Origin of the sequence: Actinomadura sp. 3N407 (genome assembly GCF_052245875.1) — a bacterium.
Lineage (GTDB): Bacteria > Actinomycetota > Actinomycetes > Streptosporangiales > Streptosporangiaceae > Spirillospora.
In genome coordinates, this window is the sequence record NZ_JBQQBP010000005.1 from 83,596 (window position 1) to 103,171 (window position 19,576).

General features: G+C 69.7%; 16 protein-coding genes and 1 tRNA gene. 10 read left to right on the plus strand and 7 right to left on the minus strand.

Annotation, left to right across the window (positions count from 1 at the left end):
- Positions 1–10: 10 nt before the first annotated feature.
- Together ACTWPP_RS13855 and ACTWPP_RS13860 are read right to left on the minus strand one after the other, a co-directional pair.
- Entirely contained in the window at positions 11–1,285 is a 1,275-nt protein-coding gene (locus ACTWPP_RS13855; protein WP_443104643.1) for a ferredoxin reductase, read from the minus strand.
- Between the two features lie 206 nt (positions 1,286–1,491).
- Positions 1,492–2,241, minus strand: a complete 750-nt coding sequence (locus ACTWPP_RS13860) for a DUF427 domain-containing protein (RefSeq protein WP_443104644.1) — start codon at positions 2,239–2,241, stop codon at positions 1,492–1,494.
- A gap of 82 nt (positions 2,242–2,323) precedes the next feature.
- On the opposite strand from ACTWPP_RS13860, the gene ACTWPP_RS13865 reads away from it, so the two are divergent.
- The 3 genes from ACTWPP_RS13865 to ACTWPP_RS13875 all read left to right on the plus strand — a co-directional run bounded on the left by ACTWPP_RS13865 (position 2,324) and on the right by ACTWPP_RS13875 (position 4,172).
- Positions 2,324–2,461, plus strand: a complete 138-nt coding sequence (locus ACTWPP_RS13865) for a hypothetical protein (protein WP_443104645.1) — start codon at positions 2,324–2,326, stop codon at positions 2,459–2,461.
- A gap of 92 nt (positions 2,462–2,553) precedes the next feature.
- Positions 2,554–4,035, plus strand: coding sequence for an alpha/beta hydrolase (locus ACTWPP_RS13870; RefSeq protein ID WP_443104646.1), 1,482 nt, complete (start codon positions 2,554–2,556; stop codon positions 4,033–4,035).
- A 64-nt stretch (positions 4,036–4,099) separates the two neighbouring features.
- Positions 4,100–4,172: transfer RNA gene (locus tag ACTWPP_RS13875), tRNA-Thr, on the plus strand.
- Between the two features lie 497 nt (positions 4,173–4,669).
- On the opposite strand, the gene ACTWPP_RS13880 is transcribed toward ACTWPP_RS13875, so the two are convergent.
- The gene (locus ACTWPP_RS13880; protein ID WP_443105101.1) at positions 4,670–5,203 is read right to left on the minus strand and encodes a GNAT family N-acetyltransferase; all 534 of its coding nucleotides are present in this window, start codon (positions 5,201–5,203) and stop codon (positions 4,670–4,672) included.
- A gap of 181 nt (positions 5,204–5,384) precedes the next feature.
- Positions 5,385–5,765 (minus strand): MarR family winged helix-turn-helix transcriptional regulator, encoded by a 381-nt coding sequence (locus ACTWPP_RS13885; protein ID WP_443104647.1) that lies wholly within the window; start codon positions 5,763–5,765, stop codon positions 5,385–5,387.
- Between the two features lie 75 nt (positions 5,766–5,840).
- On the opposite strand from ACTWPP_RS13885, the gene ACTWPP_RS13890 reads away from it, so the two are divergent.
- Positions 5,841–7,322, plus strand: a complete 1,482-nt coding sequence (locus tag ACTWPP_RS13890; protein ID WP_443104648.1) for an MFS transporter — start codon at positions 5,841–5,843, stop codon at positions 7,320–7,322.
- Between the two features lie 56 nt (positions 7,323–7,378).
- On the opposite strand, the gene ACTWPP_RS13895 is transcribed toward ACTWPP_RS13890, so the two are convergent.
- The gene (locus ACTWPP_RS13895) at positions 7,379–9,781 is read right to left on the minus strand and encodes a VIT domain-containing protein (RefSeq protein WP_443104649.1); all 2,403 of its coding nucleotides are present in this window, start codon (positions 9,779–9,781) and stop codon (positions 7,379–7,381) included.
- Positions 9,778–10,677, minus strand: coding sequence for a MerR family transcriptional regulator (locus ACTWPP_RS13900; RefSeq protein WP_443104650.1), 900 nt, complete (start codon positions 10,675–10,677; stop codon positions 9,778–9,780). The genes ACTWPP_RS13895 and ACTWPP_RS13900 overlap by 4 nt, the downstream gene beginning before the upstream one ends.
- Positions 10,678–10,820: 143 nt before the next feature.
- On the opposite strand from ACTWPP_RS13900, the gene ACTWPP_RS13905 reads away from it, so the two are divergent.
- The 3 genes from ACTWPP_RS13905 to ACTWPP_RS13915 all read left to right on the plus strand — a co-directional run bounded on the left by ACTWPP_RS13905 (position 10,821) and on the right by ACTWPP_RS13915 (position 14,937).
- The gene (locus ACTWPP_RS13905) at positions 10,821–11,576 is read left to right on the plus strand and encodes a nuclease-related domain-containing protein (RefSeq protein ID WP_443104651.1); all 756 of its coding nucleotides are present in this window, start codon (positions 10,821–10,823) and stop codon (positions 11,574–11,576) included.
- Positions 11,577–11,943: 367 nt separating this feature from the next.
- Entirely contained in the window at positions 11,944–13,566 is a 1,623-nt protein-coding gene (locus tag ACTWPP_RS13910) for an RNA polymerase sigma factor (protein ID WP_443104652.1), read from the plus strand.
- Positions 13,567–13,662: 96 nt separating this feature from the next.
- Entirely contained in the window at positions 13,663–14,937 is a 1,275-nt protein-coding gene (locus ACTWPP_RS13915; RefSeq protein ID WP_443104653.1) for an NlpC/P60 family protein, read from the plus strand.
- Between the two features lie 279 nt (positions 14,938–15,216).
- Here ACTWPP_RS13915 and ACTWPP_RS13920 read toward each other — a convergent pair whose 3' ends face one another.
- Positions 15,217–15,708: an inorganic diphosphatase gene (locus ACTWPP_RS13920; RefSeq protein ID WP_131943154.1), complete on the minus strand. Its 492-nt coding sequence runs from the start codon at positions 15,706–15,708 to the stop codon at positions 15,217–15,219.
- A 134-nt stretch (positions 15,709–15,842) separates the two neighbouring features.
- On the opposite strand from ACTWPP_RS13920, the gene dacB reads away from it, so the two are divergent.
- From dacB to tilS, 3 genes are all read left to right on the plus strand, one after another.
- On the plus strand, positions 15,843–17,261 hold the full coding sequence (dacB, locus tag ACTWPP_RS13925; protein WP_443104654.1) for a D-alanyl-D-alanine carboxypeptidase/D-alanyl-D-alanine endopeptidase: 1,419 nt from the start codon (positions 15,843–15,845) through the stop codon (positions 17,259–17,261).
- A 116-nt stretch (positions 17,262–17,377) separates the two neighbouring features.
- A complete protein-coding gene (locus tag ACTWPP_RS13930) occupies positions 17,378–18,487 on the plus strand; it encodes a zinc-dependent metalloprotease (protein ID WP_443105102.1) in 1,110 nt (369 codons plus the stop codon).
- A gap of 65 nt (positions 18,488–18,552) precedes the next feature.
- Positions 18,553–19,551 carry a tRNA lysidine(34) synthetase TilS gene (tilS, locus tag ACTWPP_RS13935; protein ID WP_443104655.1) on the plus strand — a complete coding sequence of 333 codons (999 nt, stop codon included), beginning with the start codon at positions 18,553–18,555 and terminating at the stop codon, positions 19,549–19,551.
- Positions 19,552–19,576: the final 25 nt, after the last annotated feature.

The following is a 19,576-nucleotide window of genomic DNA, read 5'->3' on the forward strand; positions in this document are numbered from 1 at the left end:
CGTGCTCCCCTCAGAGTTCGATTTCCACGGGCCCGGCGGCGGCCGAGACGCACGTCTGGACGATCTCGCCCTCCTCGCCGTGCACCTCGCCGGTGCGCAGGTCACGCACCTGGCCGGAGCACAGGCGGCCGACGCAGCTGTGGCAGATGCCCATCCGGCAGCCGCTCGGCAGCAGCGCCCCCGCGTCCTCCCCGGCCACCAGAAGCGGGGTGCCGCCGTCCGCGTCGACCTCGACGCCGCTCCTGGTGAACGTGACGTGCCCGCCTTCGCCCGTCGGGCCCCGCAGCACCGTCCGGAAACGCTCAACGCGCAGCCGCTCCCCGGCCCCGGCGGCGCGCCAGTGCGCGGCGAGATCGTCCAGCATGTCCCCGGGACCACAGGCCCACGCCTCGCGTTCCGCCCAGTCGGGACAGACCCCCGGCAGGTCGGACGGCCTGAGCCGGCCGTCCGGCACGGTGTGCCGTTCATGCAGGCGCACCCCCGCCATCGAGCGGAGCTCGGCGCCGAAGATGACGTCCCCCGCCGTCCGGTCCGAATGGACGAGCACGACGTCGGACATGCCGCGCAGGCGCCGCAATATGGCCATGACCGGCGTGATCCCGCTTCCCGCCGTAACGAACAGCAGCTTGCCGGGAACGGGCGACGGCAACACGAAGTCGCCCTCCGCCGGCGCGAGCCGCACGATCGCGCCCGGCCGGATCGCGTTGACGAGATGCGCGGACACGAACCCGTCCGGCGCGGCCTTGACCGTCACGGTGATGCGCCCGTCCGGTCGCGGCGGGGACGACAGCGAGAACGTCCGCCAGTGCCGGACACCGCCGATGTCCACGCCGACCCTGACCCACTGGCCCGGCCGATGCCCCCGCCAAGCCCGCCCCGGCTTGATCACCAGGGTCGCCGCGGCCGGAGCCTCATGCCGGACGGCGTCGACCCGGCCCCGGAGTTCATCCGCCGACCACAGCGGGTTCAGCAGCCCGAGATAGTCCTCCGGCAGCAGCGGCGTAGCGAGGTACCGCCCGGCCCCCGCGATTCCCCGCCCCACACCCCGCGCCGGCGATGCGCCGACGGACCGCCGACCCCCGGCGCGAAAAGCGACCCCCCGCGCCCCAACGCCGCGGACCGCAGCAGCCAGCACTCCGCCAGCACGCGACGCGGTGCTCTGTTCGCCGCCGCGCAGAGCGGTGGCCTGCGGATCTGTGCTGTGCAGTGCGGCGTCGGTCTGCGGCTCTGCGCTGCGCTGCGCGGCGGTCCGCGTTGTTCCCCCGGCGCGTGGTGCGGTGGTCAAGGTGCCTCCCCGATGACGCGCTAACTTACGGTTCCGTAAGCTACGGAGCAGTAGGGAGACGTTCAAGACTTCGGGTGGCAAAGCGACAGGCATCACACCATCGCACGATGTTCCATTCGATGATGTGATGCCTGGCTGATAAAGACCGGGCGAATCTTGTCGGATACGGCTAGGTCTTCACACTCAGGCGATGACCTCCGGCGTCCTCAGAAGTGGGTCTTCGGCCGCTCCTGCAAGACGCCGTCGACGTAGATGTCGACTTTCTCGCTGTAGAAGCAGACCAGACCCGTGACCTTGCGGCTCTCGTCCAGCGGGACCGGGTACGACCAGGCGAGATCCTTGTGGACGTCGCCACCCGCATGTACCGACCAGTACTCCGCGGTGCCCTTGTACGGGCAGTGCGTCACCGTGTCGGTGTGTTCGAGCAGATCCATCCGGACATGCGTCTTCGGCAGGTAGTACCGCACCGGCAGGCCCGTCTCGAACAGCAGCCGCGGGCTGGACGACTCCGCGACCGTCACCCCGTCCACCTCGACCCGGACATTCCGCGACGACGCCAGGACGTCGACGCGCGTGTACGGGCTACGCGGATGGACGAAGACCTCCTCGTCCTCCTCGAACCAGCCGTCCATCGCGTCCCACTCCAGACGCACCAGGCCGCGCAGCTCCTCGATGGGCGACTCGACGTACCGGAGTGCGGCGCCCGCGGCCTGTGCGCCGTCCACCTTCACCGTGTACGCGGTCGCGTCCCCCCGGCTCGGTGAACGCTTGCCCGGCCCGTCCTCGACGAGTTCGGCCCGCACGTCCGCCACGGGGAAGTAGTAGGTCGGGTAGTAGGGGATCTCCCAGACGAGGGACGCCCCCGTGGTGTCGGCCACCAGGTGACCGCCGAGGTAGGCCCTGACGCGCTTGCCGCTCTCCTCGATCCTGACGCTGGTCTTCCGCGGTGTGCTCATGCCTGGGCAACCGCCCCGCACGCACCCCTATTTCGGGTACACCTGCCCAGATCCGGCCATCACCGACCGCACGGCTTGATCCGTGGCCCCTCCCGCGGAAACCGGCGAGTTCACCCGCCTCAAACCCCTCATCGAGGCGAACGCCTACGGCCGCGAGCACTTCGGGCAAGGTCTCGACCGGCTACTCGACGGCATCGAACACGAATACGGAGGGAAGTAGCCCCCGGCCACCGGGCCGACGTAGCGTAGGCGGCGGCGTACGTGCCGCTACGACGAGACGGGGTCCAGGTGCGGGCAGCGAAGTTCATCAGTGTGGCCACCGTGCTGGCTTTCGCGACGGCCACCGGATGCAGCGACAGCCCCGAGAAGGAGGCGGCCCCGCCCGCCATCCCCGCAGGGCTCGAATCGTTCTACAGCCAGAAACCGTCCTGGAAGGACTGCGAGGACGGTTTCGAGTGCACGACCGTCCAGGTACCTCTGGACTACGCCAAGCCGTCCGGTGAGAAGGTCGGCATCTCCGTCATCAGGCTCCCGGCCGAGGACGGCTCAAACCGGATCGGCTCACTGTTCACCAATCCGGGCGGCCCCGGCGGTTCCGGTGTCGACTTCGTCCGCCAAGCGGCCCGCGCCTTCGGTGACGACCTGCGCCGCCGCTTCGACATCATCGGCTTCGACCCCCGCGGCGTCGCCGACAGCGCCCCGGTCCGCTGCAACACCGGCCCCCAGCTCGACGACTTCTTCGCCACCGACGCCTCCCCGGACAGCGAGAAGGAGATCGGCGCCCTAGGCGCCGAAGGCAAGGAGTTCGCCCAGAACTGCGAGGCCAAAGCCGCGGCCGAGCTCCCCCACGTGGGCACCGTCAACGCCGCCCGCGACATGGACGTCCTCCGTGCTGCCCTGGGCGACCGGAAACTCACCTACTACGGCGCTTCCTACGGCACCTACCTGGGCGCCTTCTACGCCGAACAGTTCCCCAAGAACGTCCGAGCCCTCGCCCTGGACGGCGCCGTCGACCCCAAGCTGTCCTCTACGGAACTGCTGATCGAACAGGCCAAGGGCTTCGAGACGGCCCTGCGCGCGTTCGCCGACGACTGCGTCAAGACAGGCGGCTGTCCCTTCGGCGATTCCGCCGACGCGGTCATCGCCGGCATCTCGTCGTTCCTGGCCGAGACGGACAAGAAGCCGCTCACGAACACCCGAGACTCCCGCAAGGTCACCGAGTCCCTGGCCGTGATGGGCATAGCCAGGTCCCTCTACGTCAAGGAGTACTGGCCCGTCCTCCGCCAAGCCCTTACCCAGGCCATCCAGAACTCCGACGGCACGACCCTCCTCGCCCTCGCGGACGAGATGGTCGAACGCGAATCCAACGGCTCCTACAGCAACCAGACCGACGCCAACATGGCCATCAACTGCGTCGACAAACCCAACCCCCCGGACCTCGCCACCTACGGCGAGTCCGCCGCCGAAGCCAAGAAGGTCGCCCCCCTCTTCGGCCCCTTCGTCGTCTGGGGCGGCCTCCCGTGCGTCTACTGGCCCGTCCAGACCGAGGAGAAGCCGAAACCCATCGCCGCCAAGGGCGCCGACCCCATCGTCGTCATCGGAACCACCCGCGACCCGGCCACCCCCTACAAGTGGGCGGAAAGCCTCGCAGACCAGCTCTCCAGCGGCGTCCTGCTCACCTACGACGGCGACGGCCACACCGCCTACCTGCAAGGCAACCCCTGCATCACCAAGGCCACCGACGACTACCTGATCACCACCGACCCGCCCAAGGACGGAACCACCTGCCCCTGAATAACCAGTGCGCACCCACCCCGCGGACCCGGTAGACTTCTTCCCGCCGTGCTCCGCACGGCACGCCGCCTTAGCTCAGTCGGCAGAGCGATTCACTCGTAATGAATAGGTCATCGGTTCGATTCCGATAGGCGGCTCCCAGCTCACAGGCCCATCACGATCACTCGCGATGGGCCTTCTGCATGACCGCCTGACTAGGGTTCCTCGGCAGCGACGGGAACACGTCGTCCATGGCCTCCGCACCGGCCGGCAGGGCAGGCGGATCTGGTGCCAGTAGACCGTCTCGGTGACCTCCGTGCTCTTGTGCCCGGCCAGCCGCGATGTCCTCGATGGGGACGCCGGCGTCGGACAGCACCGACACGAAGCTGTGCCGCAGCTTAGAGCGCCAATGTGGGCGCACGTTGACCTGTGCGGCGGCCTACGCGCCCACGTGAGCGCGCGTAGTTCTTTCGTGCGAGCACCGATCAGCAGAGACAGGACATGTAGGCGTACATCGTTGTGCCCGTCGCGGCTGCCAGGACGGCGGCACCCACGTCAGGTGTCCCTTGCACTTGCGAGGAGTTCTTGGGTGGGCGTCGGCGGCTTCTGGGACGTCCAGGTGATGTTGTGTGGGCGGGATATCCGTCCTGATGGGCTAGGGCAACAAGGTTTTGTTGCATGGGGGGAGTCTGGTGGTCATGTCGGCGGTGATGGCCCAGCGTTCGTGGTCGCGCCAGACGCCGCCGATGTTGATGAACTCGGGAGAGAATCCTTCGCGCCTGAAGCCGAGGCGGTGGACCAGGCGGCGAGAGGGTTCGTTGTCTGGCTGGACGTCGGCCTCGACCCGGTGAAGGCCCAGCGGGCCGAACGCGTAGAGGACGGTCAGGCCGACGCCTTCTGTCATGAAGCCCCGGCCCGCGTTCGGCGTGAAGGCGGCGAAACCGAGGACCGCGCGGTCGTACGGCCTGCGGACGATGCCGGTGAGCGTGGCATGACCTGCGATGGCGCCAGTGTCCGCCCGTTTGATCAGCAGTGCCTCACCGGCCGCCGGGTCCGCGAATCGGCCCAGGTATTCGCGGAACGCCTCCGGGTCGGCCGGTGTCCTGACCCAGTCTTTGTGGAGTTCGGAGCTCTGTTCGGCTAGCCGGACGAATTCCTCCTCGTCTGCCGCCCGCAACCGGCGCAGCATCACGCGACAGCCCACAACACCTCCGCCCTGGCCCGTGCCAATGGACCGCTCTACTCGGGGGCCGGCCGGTGGACGACCGGCCGCCTACGGGCCAGGTTGCACCACGTCCCCGTAGAACGCACTCGCCGCACAGTCACGTCTGGGGAGCGGAGCCGGGACGGAAAGCGCTGCGGTCGCACGGTCAGGGAGTGGGGCCGAGGTGTTCCGTGAGGACCTTCAGGTGGGTCTCGCGTGCTTCGGAGTGGCACCGGTGGCCGGCGTCGGTGAGTTCGACGAAGACGCCGCGGCGGTCGTCCTCACAGAGGCCGCGCCGGACGTAGCCGTGCTTCTCGAGGCGGGCGACCGTGCGGGACAGGGCGCTCTGGCTGAGATACATGGCCGCGGCGATCTCCTGAATGCGGCGCTTCTCACGGTCGAGTCCGACGAGGCGGTCGAGGGTCTCGTACTCGCTCATGCTGAGGCCGTGGGCGTCCTGCAGGGCACGTTCGAGGGCGCAGGCGACCGTGTTGTAGCAGGTCGCGAGCTTGCGCCAGCGAACGACGAGAGCCGACTCCGCCTTCATGCCGCGAACCTTACCATGCGGACGCATCAGATGCATCGGCATTAAATTCCGGGGAATTTAGTGCGTGGACATTTGATGCATGCGCATGTACTGTACTTCGACGTGGCTATCACCGACACCTCATCTGCCCCACCCGTCCGTCCGCCGGCCGCCGCGAGCGCGCCGACCGAACAGGCCTGGACCCCCCGGCTGTGGGGAGTACTAGCGGTCTTGTGCGCCGTGTTGTTCCTCGACGCCCTCGACGTCTCGATGGTGGGCGTCGCGTTGCCGTCGATCGGCGCCGAACTGGGTCTTTCGACCACGTCGCTGCAGTGGATCGTGAACGGCTACGTCCTTGGCTACGGCGGTCTGCTGCTGCTCGGGGGACGTACCGCCGACCTGCTCGGCCGCAGGCGGGTCTTCCTCGTCGCATTGGCCGTGTTCGCCCTGGCGTCCCTGGTGGGCGCCCTGGTGAACGACGGCACGCTGCTGATCGCCACCCGTTTCGTCAAGGGCCTGGCCGCCGCGTTCACCGCACCGACCGCCTTGTCCATTTTGACCACCACGTTCCAGGAGGGGCCCTCGCGCAACCGGGCCTTGTCGGTCTTCTCGGTCTTCGGCGCCAGCGGCTACTCGTCCGGGCTGATCCTCGGCGGGCTGCTGACCAGCTTCGGGTGGCGCTGGACGTTCCTGACGCCCGTGCCCCTTGCCCTCATCGCCCTGGTCGCGGGAGCCGCCTTGATCCCGCGGGACAAGCCGGCCGCCACCGGCGGCCACGACCTCGTCGGCGCCGTCACCCTCACCGGGGGCATGCTGCTCGCCGTCTACACCGTCGTGTCCGCACCCGACCGGGGCTGGCTCGACCCCGTCACACTGGGGTCCGTCGCGCTGGCGGCGCTGCTGCTCACGGGTTTCTTCGTCACCGAGAACAGGGTGCGGCACCCGCTGATCCGGTTGGGCATCCTGCGGATCGGGACGATCATCCGGGCGAACCTCAGCATCGTCGCGTTGTTCGGGTCGTACCTGAGCTTCCAGTTCATGATGACGCTCTACCTGCAGGACGTGCTGCACTGGTCGCCGCTGAAGATGGCCATGGCGCTGCTGCCGGCCGGACTCATCGTGGCCTTCGGCTCACCGTTCGTGGGCCGGCTGATCGACCGGTACGGGACGCCCCGTCTGATCATCAGTTCCATGACGTCCCTGACCCTCGGCTACGCATGGTTCCTGGCCACGGCCGGGAACGCCCCGCACTACGCGTTCACGATCCTGCCCACGATGGTGCTGCTGGGCGGCGGCTTCGCGTTCGGATTCAGTTCGATCATGGGTCAGGCCACTGACGGCATCGACGACTCCGAGCAGGGACTGGCCTCCGGTCTCGTCCAGACGTCGGGCCAGGTCGGTGCCGCTCTCGTCCTGGCCGTGGTCACCGCCCTGGTCGCATCGGGGACGGCCTCCGGCGGCGAGGGTTTCGCCGAGTTCACCCCGGGCGTCAACCTGGTCGGCGCCGTCGCCCTGATCGGCCTGGCGCTGAACCTGATCCCCCTCCTGCGCCGCCACCACAACCCCAAGCACGCCTGACGAAAACCACCCGGCGGGGGCGCCCCAACCAGGAGCGCCCTCGCCGGCACGGGTCGTTACTGGCGTTTCCAGAAGGGGCGGCGGGGCGCGGGGGCCCCGGTGAAGTCGCTGAGGACTTGAAGTGCGCGGCTCCAATGGTTGTTGATGGTCGCCTCGTCCGGTGTGGGACTCAGGCGGCGTAGGTCGTCGCGGAGGGTGGACAGGGGCGTGGCGTCCAGGGACTGCGCCTCCATCCGCTGCACGATCGACTCGAGGATGGGGAGGAGATCGCTCAGCAGGTGGTGGACGCGCTGGTCGTGTGTGTCGGGGGCCTGGCGGAGGCGGTCGAGCACGTTGGCCAGCTCCTGCTGGAACCCGGTGAGGGCGGGGCTGCGGCGGGCGCGTCGTGGCGCCGCCGAGCGCGGTCGGGCGGCCGGTGCGCTGGGGGTACGGCCCGTGCCACGCGGAGGTGCGCCGCGGGCGGTGCCGTATGCGGGCGGCGGTGGGCCCGAGGGGGCCGGCGGCGGTGGGCTGCCCGGTGCCATGAGGGCTTCCGGCATCATGATGGCGTCCGTGGTGGCGGAGAAGGCGGCGTGCGTCATCCTCGGGGCGGCGGTGGGCTGCTCCCAGCCGCTCGGCATCTCCACCGGCTGGACGGCCTGGTGCGGGGCTTCGCCGTCGGTGACCACTCTGCTGTCCACGGCCACGAACGCTGTGAAGCGGCACAGGACGCCGAAGCGGAGCGACGTGCTGACGATGCGTTGTTCCAGGTCGTCCGGGCCTCCGACCGTGTAGCGGTCCTCCAGGTCGCGCAGGTGTGCGCGGGCCCAGATGGACGTGGTGGCCGGGTCTTTGGTGATGGCGCCGGTGGCGTGCTGCTCCCACGCCGTCCCGCTGGACGCGGTGCCGCGGACGGACAGCGAGCCGGACGGGGCGCCGCGGAAACGGCCCGCGATCACCAGCGGAACGCCGGGGAACAGCGCGCCGAGCTTGGCGGGCGCCACGGAGTCGGGAACGATCTCCAGGCCGTCGGAGTGGAGGCTGAGCCCGGTCGCGATCGGCGCGGCGATCCGGTGGTGGATGTGCTCCATCGCCCCGTCGAGGCGGTCTTCGGATTCGACCAGTTCGCAGCGGCCCCGGCCGATGGCGGCGAGACGGTTCAGGAACCCCGCGTTGACGGCCTGGTCGATGCCGACCGTGTGGACGCGGACACCGTGCAGGCGGGGTTCGAGGCGGGCGAGGATCTGGTCTTCGTTGCCGACCTGGCCGTCGGTGATGAGGACCAGCACCCGGTCGCGCGCCGAGTCGGCGAGCAGGCGGCAGCCCTCGTCGAGGGGGGCGAGCATCTCGGTGCCGCCACGCGCGTTCAGCGCCGCCAGATGCTCCACCGCGCGGAACCGGTTCCGGTCGGTGCCGTCGACCAGGCCGGCGCCGAGGTCGCGGGGACGTTCGATGACACTGTCGAAGGACAGGACGGCGAACCTGTCCTCGGCGCGGAGCGTGTCGACGATGCGGGCGGCGGCGCGGCGGGCGGCGACCATCTTCCAGCCCTGCATGCTGCCGGAACGGTCGAGGACGAGCACCACGTCGCGTGGGCTCGGCCGGGCCTCTCCGGAGGGCAGCACGGTCAGGCTGAACGTTCCCTCCTCGCCGGACTCGTCCGGGACGAGGGAGAGGGCCGCGCTTTCGTGCGGGGCGTAGTCGAGACGCAGGATGAAGTCGCGGTCGAGGCGTTCACCGGGCCGCAGCCGGACGGTGGTGCGTTCGCCGCCGCCCTCGTCGGCCACCACGTGCAGTGCCGAGCGGATCTGGGTCAGCGGCAGCCCGGCCGGGTCGACGTCGACGGTGATGGCCAGCCGTACCGGGTTGGGGAAGCCCGGCAGCAGGACGGGCGGGCTGATCCGGGACGCGTCCGGCACGGCGTCGGTGTCGTCGGCGACTCCGGGCCCGGCGCGCTCGCCGTCGATGGGCGCGCCCGGGATGTAGCGGGGTGCGACGACGAGCGGGAAGCGGAACGTCGCGCTGGAGGACGACTCGTGCGGCAGGGGCTGGTTGAGCGTCAGCCTGATCGTTACGTGTTCACCCGGAAGGATGTTGCCCACCCGCATGCTGAACACGTCCGGGCGGTCTTCGTCGGCGATCGCGGCGCGTTGCCCGGCGGCGATGGCGGTGTCGTAGTCCTGCCGGGCCTGGCCGCGCTCTTTCAGCGTTCCCTCGATGACCCGGTCGGCGGCCTCCATGCGCAGCGCGGTGACGGCCGCGCGGTCGGGCAGCGGGAAGATGTAGGTGGCCTCCAGCGGTATGTCGAACGGGTTGCGGAAGCCTTGGACGACCTCGATGCCGGCGGCCAGCCCGGTGATCGAGGCGTGCACGTCGACGGAGTCGAGCGGCAGATTGCCCCTGTCGGTCGTGAGCGCGCCGATTCCGTGGTCGGTCGCCGGGGGCTCGATGTCGGGTAGCGGCAGTATGCGCACGGTCACTGGGACCTCCGGGATGGATCGGCGGGCTGGAACGCGGGGCTTGCTGCGGGGGCGAGAAGACCGCGCCGGCGTAGCTCGTCGAGCAGCGGTCCTGCGGCGGTCTCGATGGCGGTGAGGTCGTCACCGCTCAGGGCTGGGACGTCCAGCAGGAGGGTGAGGCCGGGCGTGAGCCGGACACCTTGGACGACGGAGGGACGAGGCTCGGTGTCGTCGTCCGCCCATGCGTAGTCGTCGGCCCTGTCGTGGTCGTCTGGCCTGCCGTAGTCGTCGGTGATGGTGGCCGCGCTGTAGGACACGTCCGGGCGCGCGTTCCAGAAGGTGGCGCGGGCGGATTCGCTTCCCGCGTCGGGCGGGCTTGCCGCCTCCGCTGAAGCTGTCCGTTCGACTGGCCCCGTCCGTTCGACTGGGCCTGCTCGTTCGACTGGCCCTGCTCGTTCGACTAGCCCTGCTTGGTCGGCCGGGCCTTTCTCTTCTCCTTGGCCGGGCCGCCGGAAGGTTTCGCGGGCGGGCCCGGCGACGCGGTGGCGGGCGGGCGTACGGCCGGTGGGTGTGGCGGTGGGGTGCGGCGGGGCCGTGGCGGGGAACGGGAGGGCGGCGATCCGTTCAAGGGTCGCGTCGGTGGCGGCGGCGAGTTCGAGCTGGATCTCGGCGATCGAGCGGCCGGCGGCCTGGCGGCGTTTCACCGCGACGAGCTGCAGGAGATGACGCGGCCCGTACAGGGCGGTGCGGCCGCGCCGGCCGAGGGGCGGGTCGACCAGGCCGATCGTGGTGTACCAGCGGATCAGCCGTTCGTTGGGCAGGTCACGCACCCGGCCGCTGACCTGCGCGGATCCGTCCGCGGCAAGGGCCGCGGCGGCGCGTTCCGCCAGCTCGCTGATCGTCCACGTACCGTCCATGCCTTGGATAATGACACTGTCACGATGACAGTGTCAACTCCGACCGAAGATCTAGTCCTCGAAAATCCTTGCTGGAACCGCCGGGCTGCCGCACGCTTGTGCCGCCAGGTGCGGCTCGGGGGCCGAGGGAAAGGGGCCTTGAGGTGCGCAGCAGCGGTGGCGGCGTCTCCAGCGCCGGGGCCTCGGCCCTCTATCGCCACCGTGCGCTGGCCGCGGAGCATCGCTGGGAACGGCGGACGGTGCGGGCCGTGGTGGCAGGTGGCTCGGGAGTCGTCGCGGCCGGCGTGAGCGTCTGGTGGGCGGGGCCTCTGGTCGCCGTCCTCGTCTTCGTCGGGCACGCGGCGTATGTGAGATTCAGGCCGGGGCCCGTGACCAGTTGGCGCCGGGGTGCCCTGGCTGAGCGGCGTACGGGCCGGAGGCTGGCCCGCCTGGACCCGGCGGGCTTTCATGTTCTGCACGACCGGGCCTTGCCGGACGTTTCCATACCGACGACGAACCTCGATCACCTGGTGGTCGGCCTGTCCGGCATCTATGCGATCGTCAGCCGGCGGCTTCGGTGGGGTGTTCAGTTGCGCACCGAGCAGAGCCGTCTGTGGGTGGGGCGCAGACCCGTTGTCGATGTGACCGGTGTGGCCGCGCGCGCGGCCGACACGGTGGCGGAACTGCTCTCCGGGGAGTTGGGCCGGGACGTGCATGTCACGCCCATGGTCGTTGTGCATGGCGCCCGTGTCGCGCGGGACGGCGTAGAGCACGAAGGTGTGCTGTTCTATGCGGCCAGGACGATCCCACGTGCCATTGCGAGAGAGCCGGTCATCTATACCAGCGCACAGGTCGCGACCATCGCGGCGGCCGCTGAAGGGCTGCTGCCGCCGATGATGGAAATGCTCCTCCCTGAGTGAACGCGAACCATAAGCGCTCTTCACGTGGTGTGGCTGCGTGGTCGCTCATCGAGGCAACGCCCTGGTTGCCAGGTGCTCGATCCTCTGTCGAGGGACTCCGGTCGTATCACCCTAAGGCTCTCATCCGCGACACTCTCCAAAAGTGTCACGGAAGAGTAAGAATGGTGTTCGGTATCTGAGTTCGATCTCTTGAAATGGCCGGTAAAGAGCGCCCGGAGCCTTTACCTTTTGTGGCATGAACGACCATCTCCTGGTCGAGGCGCTGCGCGAGCGTGATCCGGCCGCCCCGGCCGCCCTGTACGACGCCCATGCCGACCGGCTCTACGCGTACTGCTGGTTCCAGTTGCGGAGCCGGGACGCCGCCCAGGTGGCGCTGCGCGACACGCTCATCGTGGCGGAGGCGCACATCGGCAAGCTGCGCGACCCGGACCGGTTCGCGCCGTGGCTCTACGCCATCGCCCGGCTGGAATGTGCGCGCCGGCTGCCCCCCAGGGACCATCCGCCGGACGTGCCGGTCGCCAGCCACGATCAGGAGGACGTCGACCAGCGCATCATGGCGTGGCAGGCGGTCCTGGGGTTGCGGCCGCTCTCCCGGGAGATCCTGGAACTACGGGTCAGGCACCAACTGTCTGTTCCTGACTTGGCCGCGGTGTTCGACGTGCCGCTGAAAGACACGCAGTCATCGCTCGACCGTGCGCACGGCGAGCTTGAAGAGGCGCTGACGGCCGAAATGCTCGCGCATCAGGGCCCGTACGGTTGCGCAGAACGTGCCGCGCTGCTGCGGGAACGGCACGGCGTACACACTCACGAAGTGAACGGTCGGCTGATGGGGCACGCGGAGAATTGCTCCGTCTGCGGTGCGTTCCGTCCTCGTACCGTGTCGGCCGCCAAGGTGTACGGACTGCTACCGGAACCCGGTCTGGCAGCGGAACTTCGGCTCCGGGTGATGAGCTGTTTCCTCGATCCGGAACTGGTCGGCTACCGGCTCTTCGTCACCACCCGGATCACCGAGTTCACGCCTGACGGGTTCCCCGTACAGGACATGCCGCATGCACGGCCGCCTTGGGCATCGAGTCCGGGAGGCCATTCGTGGCTACGCCGCCTCCGCAGGACACGTTCCCCGTCGAAGGAGCCGCGGCTCGGGGGCCAAGGCGTCCGGGTGACCGTGGTGCTCGCAGTGGTGGCCCTTCTGTCCGGTGGTGGGGTCGCCTCCATGTACGGGCTCTTCGACACCGGACGGGACGCTGACACTGTCGCCGGCCCACGCCCGACCGCCGTCCCCGGCCTTTCGCGGCACCCCGTCCCCGGACGGCCTTCCGCAGACCACCCGGAAGGTACGGGCTACTTCGACGCCGCTCCTGTGTCGGCCACATTCCCGCTCGGTTCTAGGTCATCGTCCGCGCCGCCGGCCGCTCTCCGGACGCCGTCTCCAGTGCCGGTGCCCGCGAATGAGCCTTCGAGCTCTGCGGCCAAGAGCACGCTGCTGGTCTCCCCGCTCTTTCTGGACCTGGCAGGAGGCTCGGACGGCTCCATAGACCTACAGGCAGAAGGCGGACCGGTGACCTGGCGGGCTGAGAGCCAGGGAGTCATGGAAGTTCACCCATCGTCCGGACGTCTTGCACCCGGCCAAAGCGTGACCGTGCGCGTCCACATCGCACGACGATCGAATTCCCGTGGGGAAGGCACCATCACGTTCCAGCCTGGCGGGAGCCAGGTGCACGTCACCTGGCGCCCCGATGCTCCAGGCACAGACCCGACGCCTTCCCCGACGCCGACAGTGCCCGGACCAGGAGGCCCGTCCGCACCACCGCCCGACACTCACCGTTCGGGCCGCCCGTCGCCCCCACAGAGCGAGACGCCGTCGTCCCCCGATCCGTCGCCCTCCGAGCCGCCGCCCTCCAGTGACGGCCCGGATCCGTCGCCGTCCACTGAGCCGCCATCAGGGGTCACCACCGTCTCTCCCAGTACAGGCCCGATGTCCAGTCCCTGACGGGAGTGGCGGACGTACTCGCCATTGCCTGAGTCAACTACTCTTCGTAGGTGATCGTTTGCGCTAAGCAGTACATGCCGGGGGGAGGACGTGCTCATGGCACTTGGCGCAGCACCGACTCGTCGCGCGACCTCGTCCCACTCCCGCAGCGTGGCACTGCGGCTGGCCGCCTTGTCCTCCAGCGTGGCGATCTGCGTGAGCCTGCCGGCTCCGGCGGTGTCCGCCCGTCCGGCGGCGGCCGATCCCACCCCCGGCGCGGGGGACGTTGAGCACAGCGAACGGCAGGTCAGGGAACGGGCCGCCGAAGTCGGCCGGACGAAGGCGAAGCTCGCGCAGGCGGACGGCGAGCTCGACCGGCTGGCCGTGGCCGCTGCGGCCGCCGTGGAGCGCTACAACGGCGAACGGCTAAAACTGCAACGTTCTCAGCAGGCCTACAGGGACGCCCAAGCGCGACTGGCCGAGGCGAACCGGAGGCTGGAGGAGACACGAGCCGGACTGGCGTCGTTCGCCGCGCAGCTCTACCGGAACAACACCGGCTACGACCAGATCTCGTCGGCGCTCGTCGGCGACGGTGGCCCGCAGGGCTTCATGGACCGTGCCGCGATGGTCGAGATGCTCGTCAAGCGGCGGACCGCGATGGTCCGCCAGGTGGAGGCGTCCAAGACCGTCGCGGACGTGTTCCGTCGCCAGGCGCAGAAAGCGCTCGACGAGCAGGGGGCGGCGACGAAACGTGCCGAGGAGGCCAGACGCCTCGCGCGGGAGGCGGTGGCCAGGCAACAGGGATCCGTGCAACGCATCAAGGCGGAAAAGCGGCGCCTGGAGCGGCGGCTTGGAAGCGCCCAGGCCCGAGCCGCCCGGCTCAAGCGCGCGCGGGAACGGGCATTGGAGAAGGCGGAGGCACGGAAAGTCCGCGCTGCCTTCACAGATCCAGGACGCCCTGTCGAGGGACAGACCACGTCGGCCGCGCGTGGTGCGATCGCGGTGCGTGCGGCCCTCAAATGGCTGGGAACCCCGTACTCGTGGGGTGGAGGCACCACGGCCGGTCCAAGCTACGGCGTGGCACAGGGCGCGGGAATCCGAGGCTTCGACTGCTCGGGCCTGGCGATGTACGCGTGGGACAAGGCCGGTGTACGACTCGACCACTGGACGGGCACGCAGTGGACGTCGGGACCGCACATCCCCATCAACGCGCTCCGTCCGGGTGACCTCGTCTTCTTCGCGAACGACACGTCCGACCCCGGCACCATCCACCATGTGGGCATCTACATCGGCAATGGCCAGATGGTAGAGGCGCCGTACACCGGTGCGCGGGTCCGCATCTCCAGCATCCACCGGAGTGACCTGATCGGCGCAACCCGTCCCGCCGGCTAACGCCATGCGAGGACGCGGAGCCGCAGTCGTGCGGGCGGAAAAGCGGCACGAGCGGTACGAGCGGTACGAGCGGTACCAGCAGTGGCGTGGAGGCAGTGCCGTGGAAGGCGAGAACCCTTCCGCGTGGTCTCCCGTGCGGAAGGGTTCTTCGCGAGTCGTGTCGCGTGGGCGCGGGAGCGGATCGGCGCCGTCCGCGACTCCCGGCCTTGGGCGCGGCCCCACCGGTCGGCACAGCCGGTCGGGTGAGGCGCGGCGTCCGGTCGGCCGGGTGGGCGACGCTCAGTGGCCGCCCTGGTCCGCCGCGCGCTTGCGGGACCGCTCGATCTCCAGCTCCGCCTCGACGCGTCCCACCCAGCTGGCGCCCTCGACGGACTTGCCGGGCTCCAGGTCCTTGTAGACCTCGAAGAAGTGCTGTATCTCCAGCCGGTCGAACTCCGCGACGTGGTGGATATCGCGCAGGTGCTCCATGCGCGGGTCAGTCGCGGGGACGCACAGGACCTTGTCGTCACCACCGGCCTCGTCGGTCATCCGGAACATGCCCACCGCGCGGCAGCGGATCAGGCAGCCGGGGAACGTGGGCTCCTGCAGCAGGACGAGCGCGTCGAGCGGGTCGCCGTCCTCACCTAGGGTGTCTTCGATGAACCCGTAGTCGGCCGGGTACTGCGTCGAGGTGAACAGCATGCGGTCGAGCCGGATGCGTCCGGTCTCGTGGTCCACCTCGTACTTGTTCCGCTGGCCCTTCGGGATCTCAATGGTGACGTCGAAATCCAAGATGTCCTCCGCTCCCTGCACGCTCGCAGTGAATAGTCTTTCGGGAACCCGTGGGCGAGGCCGACCCCACAGGGTGTTCCCTTGTATAAGGATGTCGCACGTTGGTGAGTGCTGAGTGGGAGAGGGGCGGTCACGTGCCTGGACGGGGCCGTGCCCTCGTGGTCCTGTCGCTGTCCCTCCTTAACGTTTTCATCGTCACCGCCGGGCTGGCAGTGGCCAAACTCACACCCGACCGTCACCTGTCCCCGCAGCCGCCCAGCGTGGCGGCGCGTGACCTGGTCCGGGTCCCGGCCTCGGTGGCGATCCCCGAGGCCGATCCCGCGTCGGGCCCGTTGCCGAACGCGTCCACTCTGGCCGGGCGGCTCTCGGGGCTGATCGGCGGCCCCCGCGCGAAGATCAGCGCGGTGGTGATCGATGCGGCGACCCGCCGTCCCCTGTTCGAGCGGCAGTCCCACCGGCCCGCGACCCCGGCGTCGACGACGAAGCTGGTGACGTCTGTGGCGGCGCTGGCCTCGGTCGGTCCCGCGCATCGGATCACCACACAGGTCGTGCGAGGCGCCGGCGGCGGAATCGTACTGGTCGGAGGCGGGGATCCTACCTTGACGGCCCTTCCCGCGCGCCCGGAGGCCGGCCACCCGCCCTTTGCGTCGCTGGTGGACCTGGCTCGGCAGACGGCCACGGCATTGAAGGCGTCCGGCGTGCAGCAGGTGCGCGTGGACTATGACGTGTCCGCCTACCAGGGTCCCCGTACGGCCGCCGGGTGGAAACCCAATTATCTGCCCGACGGTGAGGTCGCTCCGGTCACCGCCTTGACGGTCGACGAAGGTCGCCTGTCTCCGGGGGACTCGTCCAAGAGGACACGGGTCTCCGATCCACCTGCCGCTGCCGCGAAGCAGTTCGCACGGTTGCTCTCCAAGAACGGGGTGAGCGCGAGGCCCGGTCGCATGACGGTCGCGCAGAAGGGGGCGGTGCGGCTCGGCGCCGTCCAGTCACCGCCGGTGTCCGCTCTGGTGGAGCACCTGATGACCGAGAGCGACAACGACGTGGCCGAAGCGGTCTCGCGGCAGGTCGCCATAAAGCTGGGCCGTCCGGCGACGTTCGCGGACGCCGCGCAGGCCGTGCAGCAGGTCATCGCCAGGCTCGGCGTGGCGGAAGGGGTTTCGGTGAACGACGGCAGCGGCCTGTCCACGCGGAACCGCATCACGCCGATGGCGCTCGCCCGCATCGTCTCGCTCGCCGCGGGCGACGACCACCCGGAGCTCCGCCCGGCCATCACCGGCCTGCCGATCGCCGGGTTCTCCGGGACGCTGAGCCCGCCGCGCTTCACCGCCGCCACCAGCCGGGCGGGGGCGGGGACTGTCCGCGCCAAGACCGGCACGCTGGCGGGCGTCAGCACGCTGGCGGGGCTCGCCTATGACGCCGATGGCCGGTTGCTCGCGTTCGCCTTCATGGCGGGGGACGGCAAGGGGCCGGTCGATCCCGGGAAGCTCGACCAGCTGGCGGCCGCCGTCGCCGCCTGCGGATGCGGTGGCGCGCCGTCAGCCGGGGGCTGAACCGAGTGTGGGCGGGGTCATACGGGAGATAACCAGGACGGTTGTTCGTTGAACGACTGTGCAGAGGCGCCTCGGCGCCGCGTCCGAAACGTACGGTGGAGTACATGAGCGCCTCAATGATCGACTGGAACGTGGCCGTGCAGGCCGGAACCCGGCTTGTCAGGCCGGGACCGCAGGTCAGCCATGCCGAGGCCCGTGAGGTCGTGGTGGAGCTGCGCGACCTGTCGAAGATCGCCCACGGGCATGTTCGGGAGTTCACCGGCATGGCCTCCGAGATCGATCCGGATCCGGCGACGATCGTGGACAGGCCCGGCTGGATCCGGGCGAACGTCGACGGATTCCGAGTGGTGCTGGAACCGCTCATGGAGCAGATGACCGAGCGGCGCGGTCCCGGGCCTCTCGGCGGTGCGGGCAACGTGGTCGTCCAGGCCGTCGGTTCCCGCGTCACCGGAATGCAGGTCGGCGCGATCCTCGCGTACATGGCCAGCCGTGTCCTGGGGCAGTACGAGCTGTTCCTGCCGCCAGACCCGTCCGGCCAGGCGCCGACAGGGCGGCTGACTCTGGTCGCCCCCAACATCGTGCACGTCGAGCAGGAGCTCGGTGTGGAGGCGCGCGACTTCCGCCTCTGGGTCTGTCTCCACGAGGAGACGCATCGGGCTCAGTTCACCGGTGTCCCGTGGCTGCGCGAGTACGTGCAGGAGCAGATGACCAAGTTCCTGCTCGCGTCCGACCTCGACCCCGGCGTGATGCTGGACCGTATCCGGGACGCGGCGGAGGCCGTCGCGGACGCCGTGCGCGGCGGCGACGCCAACCTCATCGACGCGATCCAGACTCCGGAGCAGCGCGCGATCCTCGACCGCCTCACCGCGGTGATGACGCTGGTCGAGGGTCACGGCGACTACGTGATGGACGCGGTCGGCCCCGAAGTGGTGCCGTCGGTACAGCAGATCCGTTCACGCTTCCAGGGTCGGCGGGACGGCGGCTCCAAGCTCGACAAGACGATCCGGCGCCTGCTCGGCATCGACCTGAAGATGAAGCAGTACGCGGAGGGTTCGCGGTTCGTCCGGCGGGTCGTCACCGAGGTGGGCATGAGCGGGTTCAACCAAGTGTGGCAGTCCCCGGAGACGCTGCCCACGCACAACGAGATCAAGGAGCCGGCCCTGTGGATGGACAGGGTCGTCGGTCCCCGCGCCATCGACGCGCCGCCCGAGGCCAACGAAGCCTGACCCCAGCCGCAGGGCACCGGTACCCATCGCGCGTGGGGGACGCCGCGTAGTGGTAAAGATTCTGCATGGGGCCTGATCCGGCAGTGGCGGCGGTACGTCTTGCGGTACGGCGGGTCCTGGCGGACCTCCCGCCGGGGGCGATGGTCCTCGCCGCATGCAGTGGCGGCGCCGATTCCTTGGCGCTCGCGGGTGCTCTCGCGTTCGAGGCGCCCAGATCGGGACGTCCGGCAGGTGGGGTGACGATCGACCACGGCCTGCAGGACGGGTCAGACGAGCGCGCCGACGCCGTGGTCCAGGTCATGGCGGGCCTTGGCCTGGACCCATCCGGATCGATCGCGGTCACGGTGAACGGGACGGGCGGGCTGGAGAACGCCGCCCGCGACGCCCGCTATACAGCTCTTGACGGTGCGGCCGACCGGCTCGGGGCCGCAGCCGTCCTCTTGGGTCACACCCAGGACGACCAGGCCGAAACCGTCCTGCTGGGTTTGGCGCGCGGTTCCGGAGCTCGATCGCTGTCTGGCATGCCGACCGGATTCCGCCGCGAGTCCGGTGTCCGCTACGTAAGGCCTCTGCTGGAGCTCGACCGAGCGACCACCCGCAGGGCTTGCAGGGCGATGGGCCTGGACGCCTGGGACGACCCCCACAACGTTGATCCCGCCTACGCACGCGTGCGTGTACGGCATGAGGCGCTGCCGGTCCTGGAGAAGGCTCTCGGTCCCGGTGTGGCCGAGGCTCTGGCGCGGACGGCGAGGATGCTGCGCGATGACGCGGACTACCTGGACGAGGTCGCCGCACAGGCTCTCACGGATCTGGAGACCTCCGAAGACGGGTACGGCGTGGCCCTCACCCTGGAAGGGCTCGGGGATCTGTCCAGAGCCGTCCGCACCCGGGTTCTGCGGATGGCCGCCGTAAAGGCCGGCAGCCCACCGGGTACGCTCGCGGCCGTCCATGTCGATGCGGTCGATCGGCTGGTCACGGCCTGGCATGGCCAGCGGCACGTAGATCTGCCCGGGGGGCTGAGAGCCGTCCGGCGGTATGGGAAGCTGCTGTTCGGCCCGGTTTGACATCGCGCTGTGAGCGGCTCGCCAC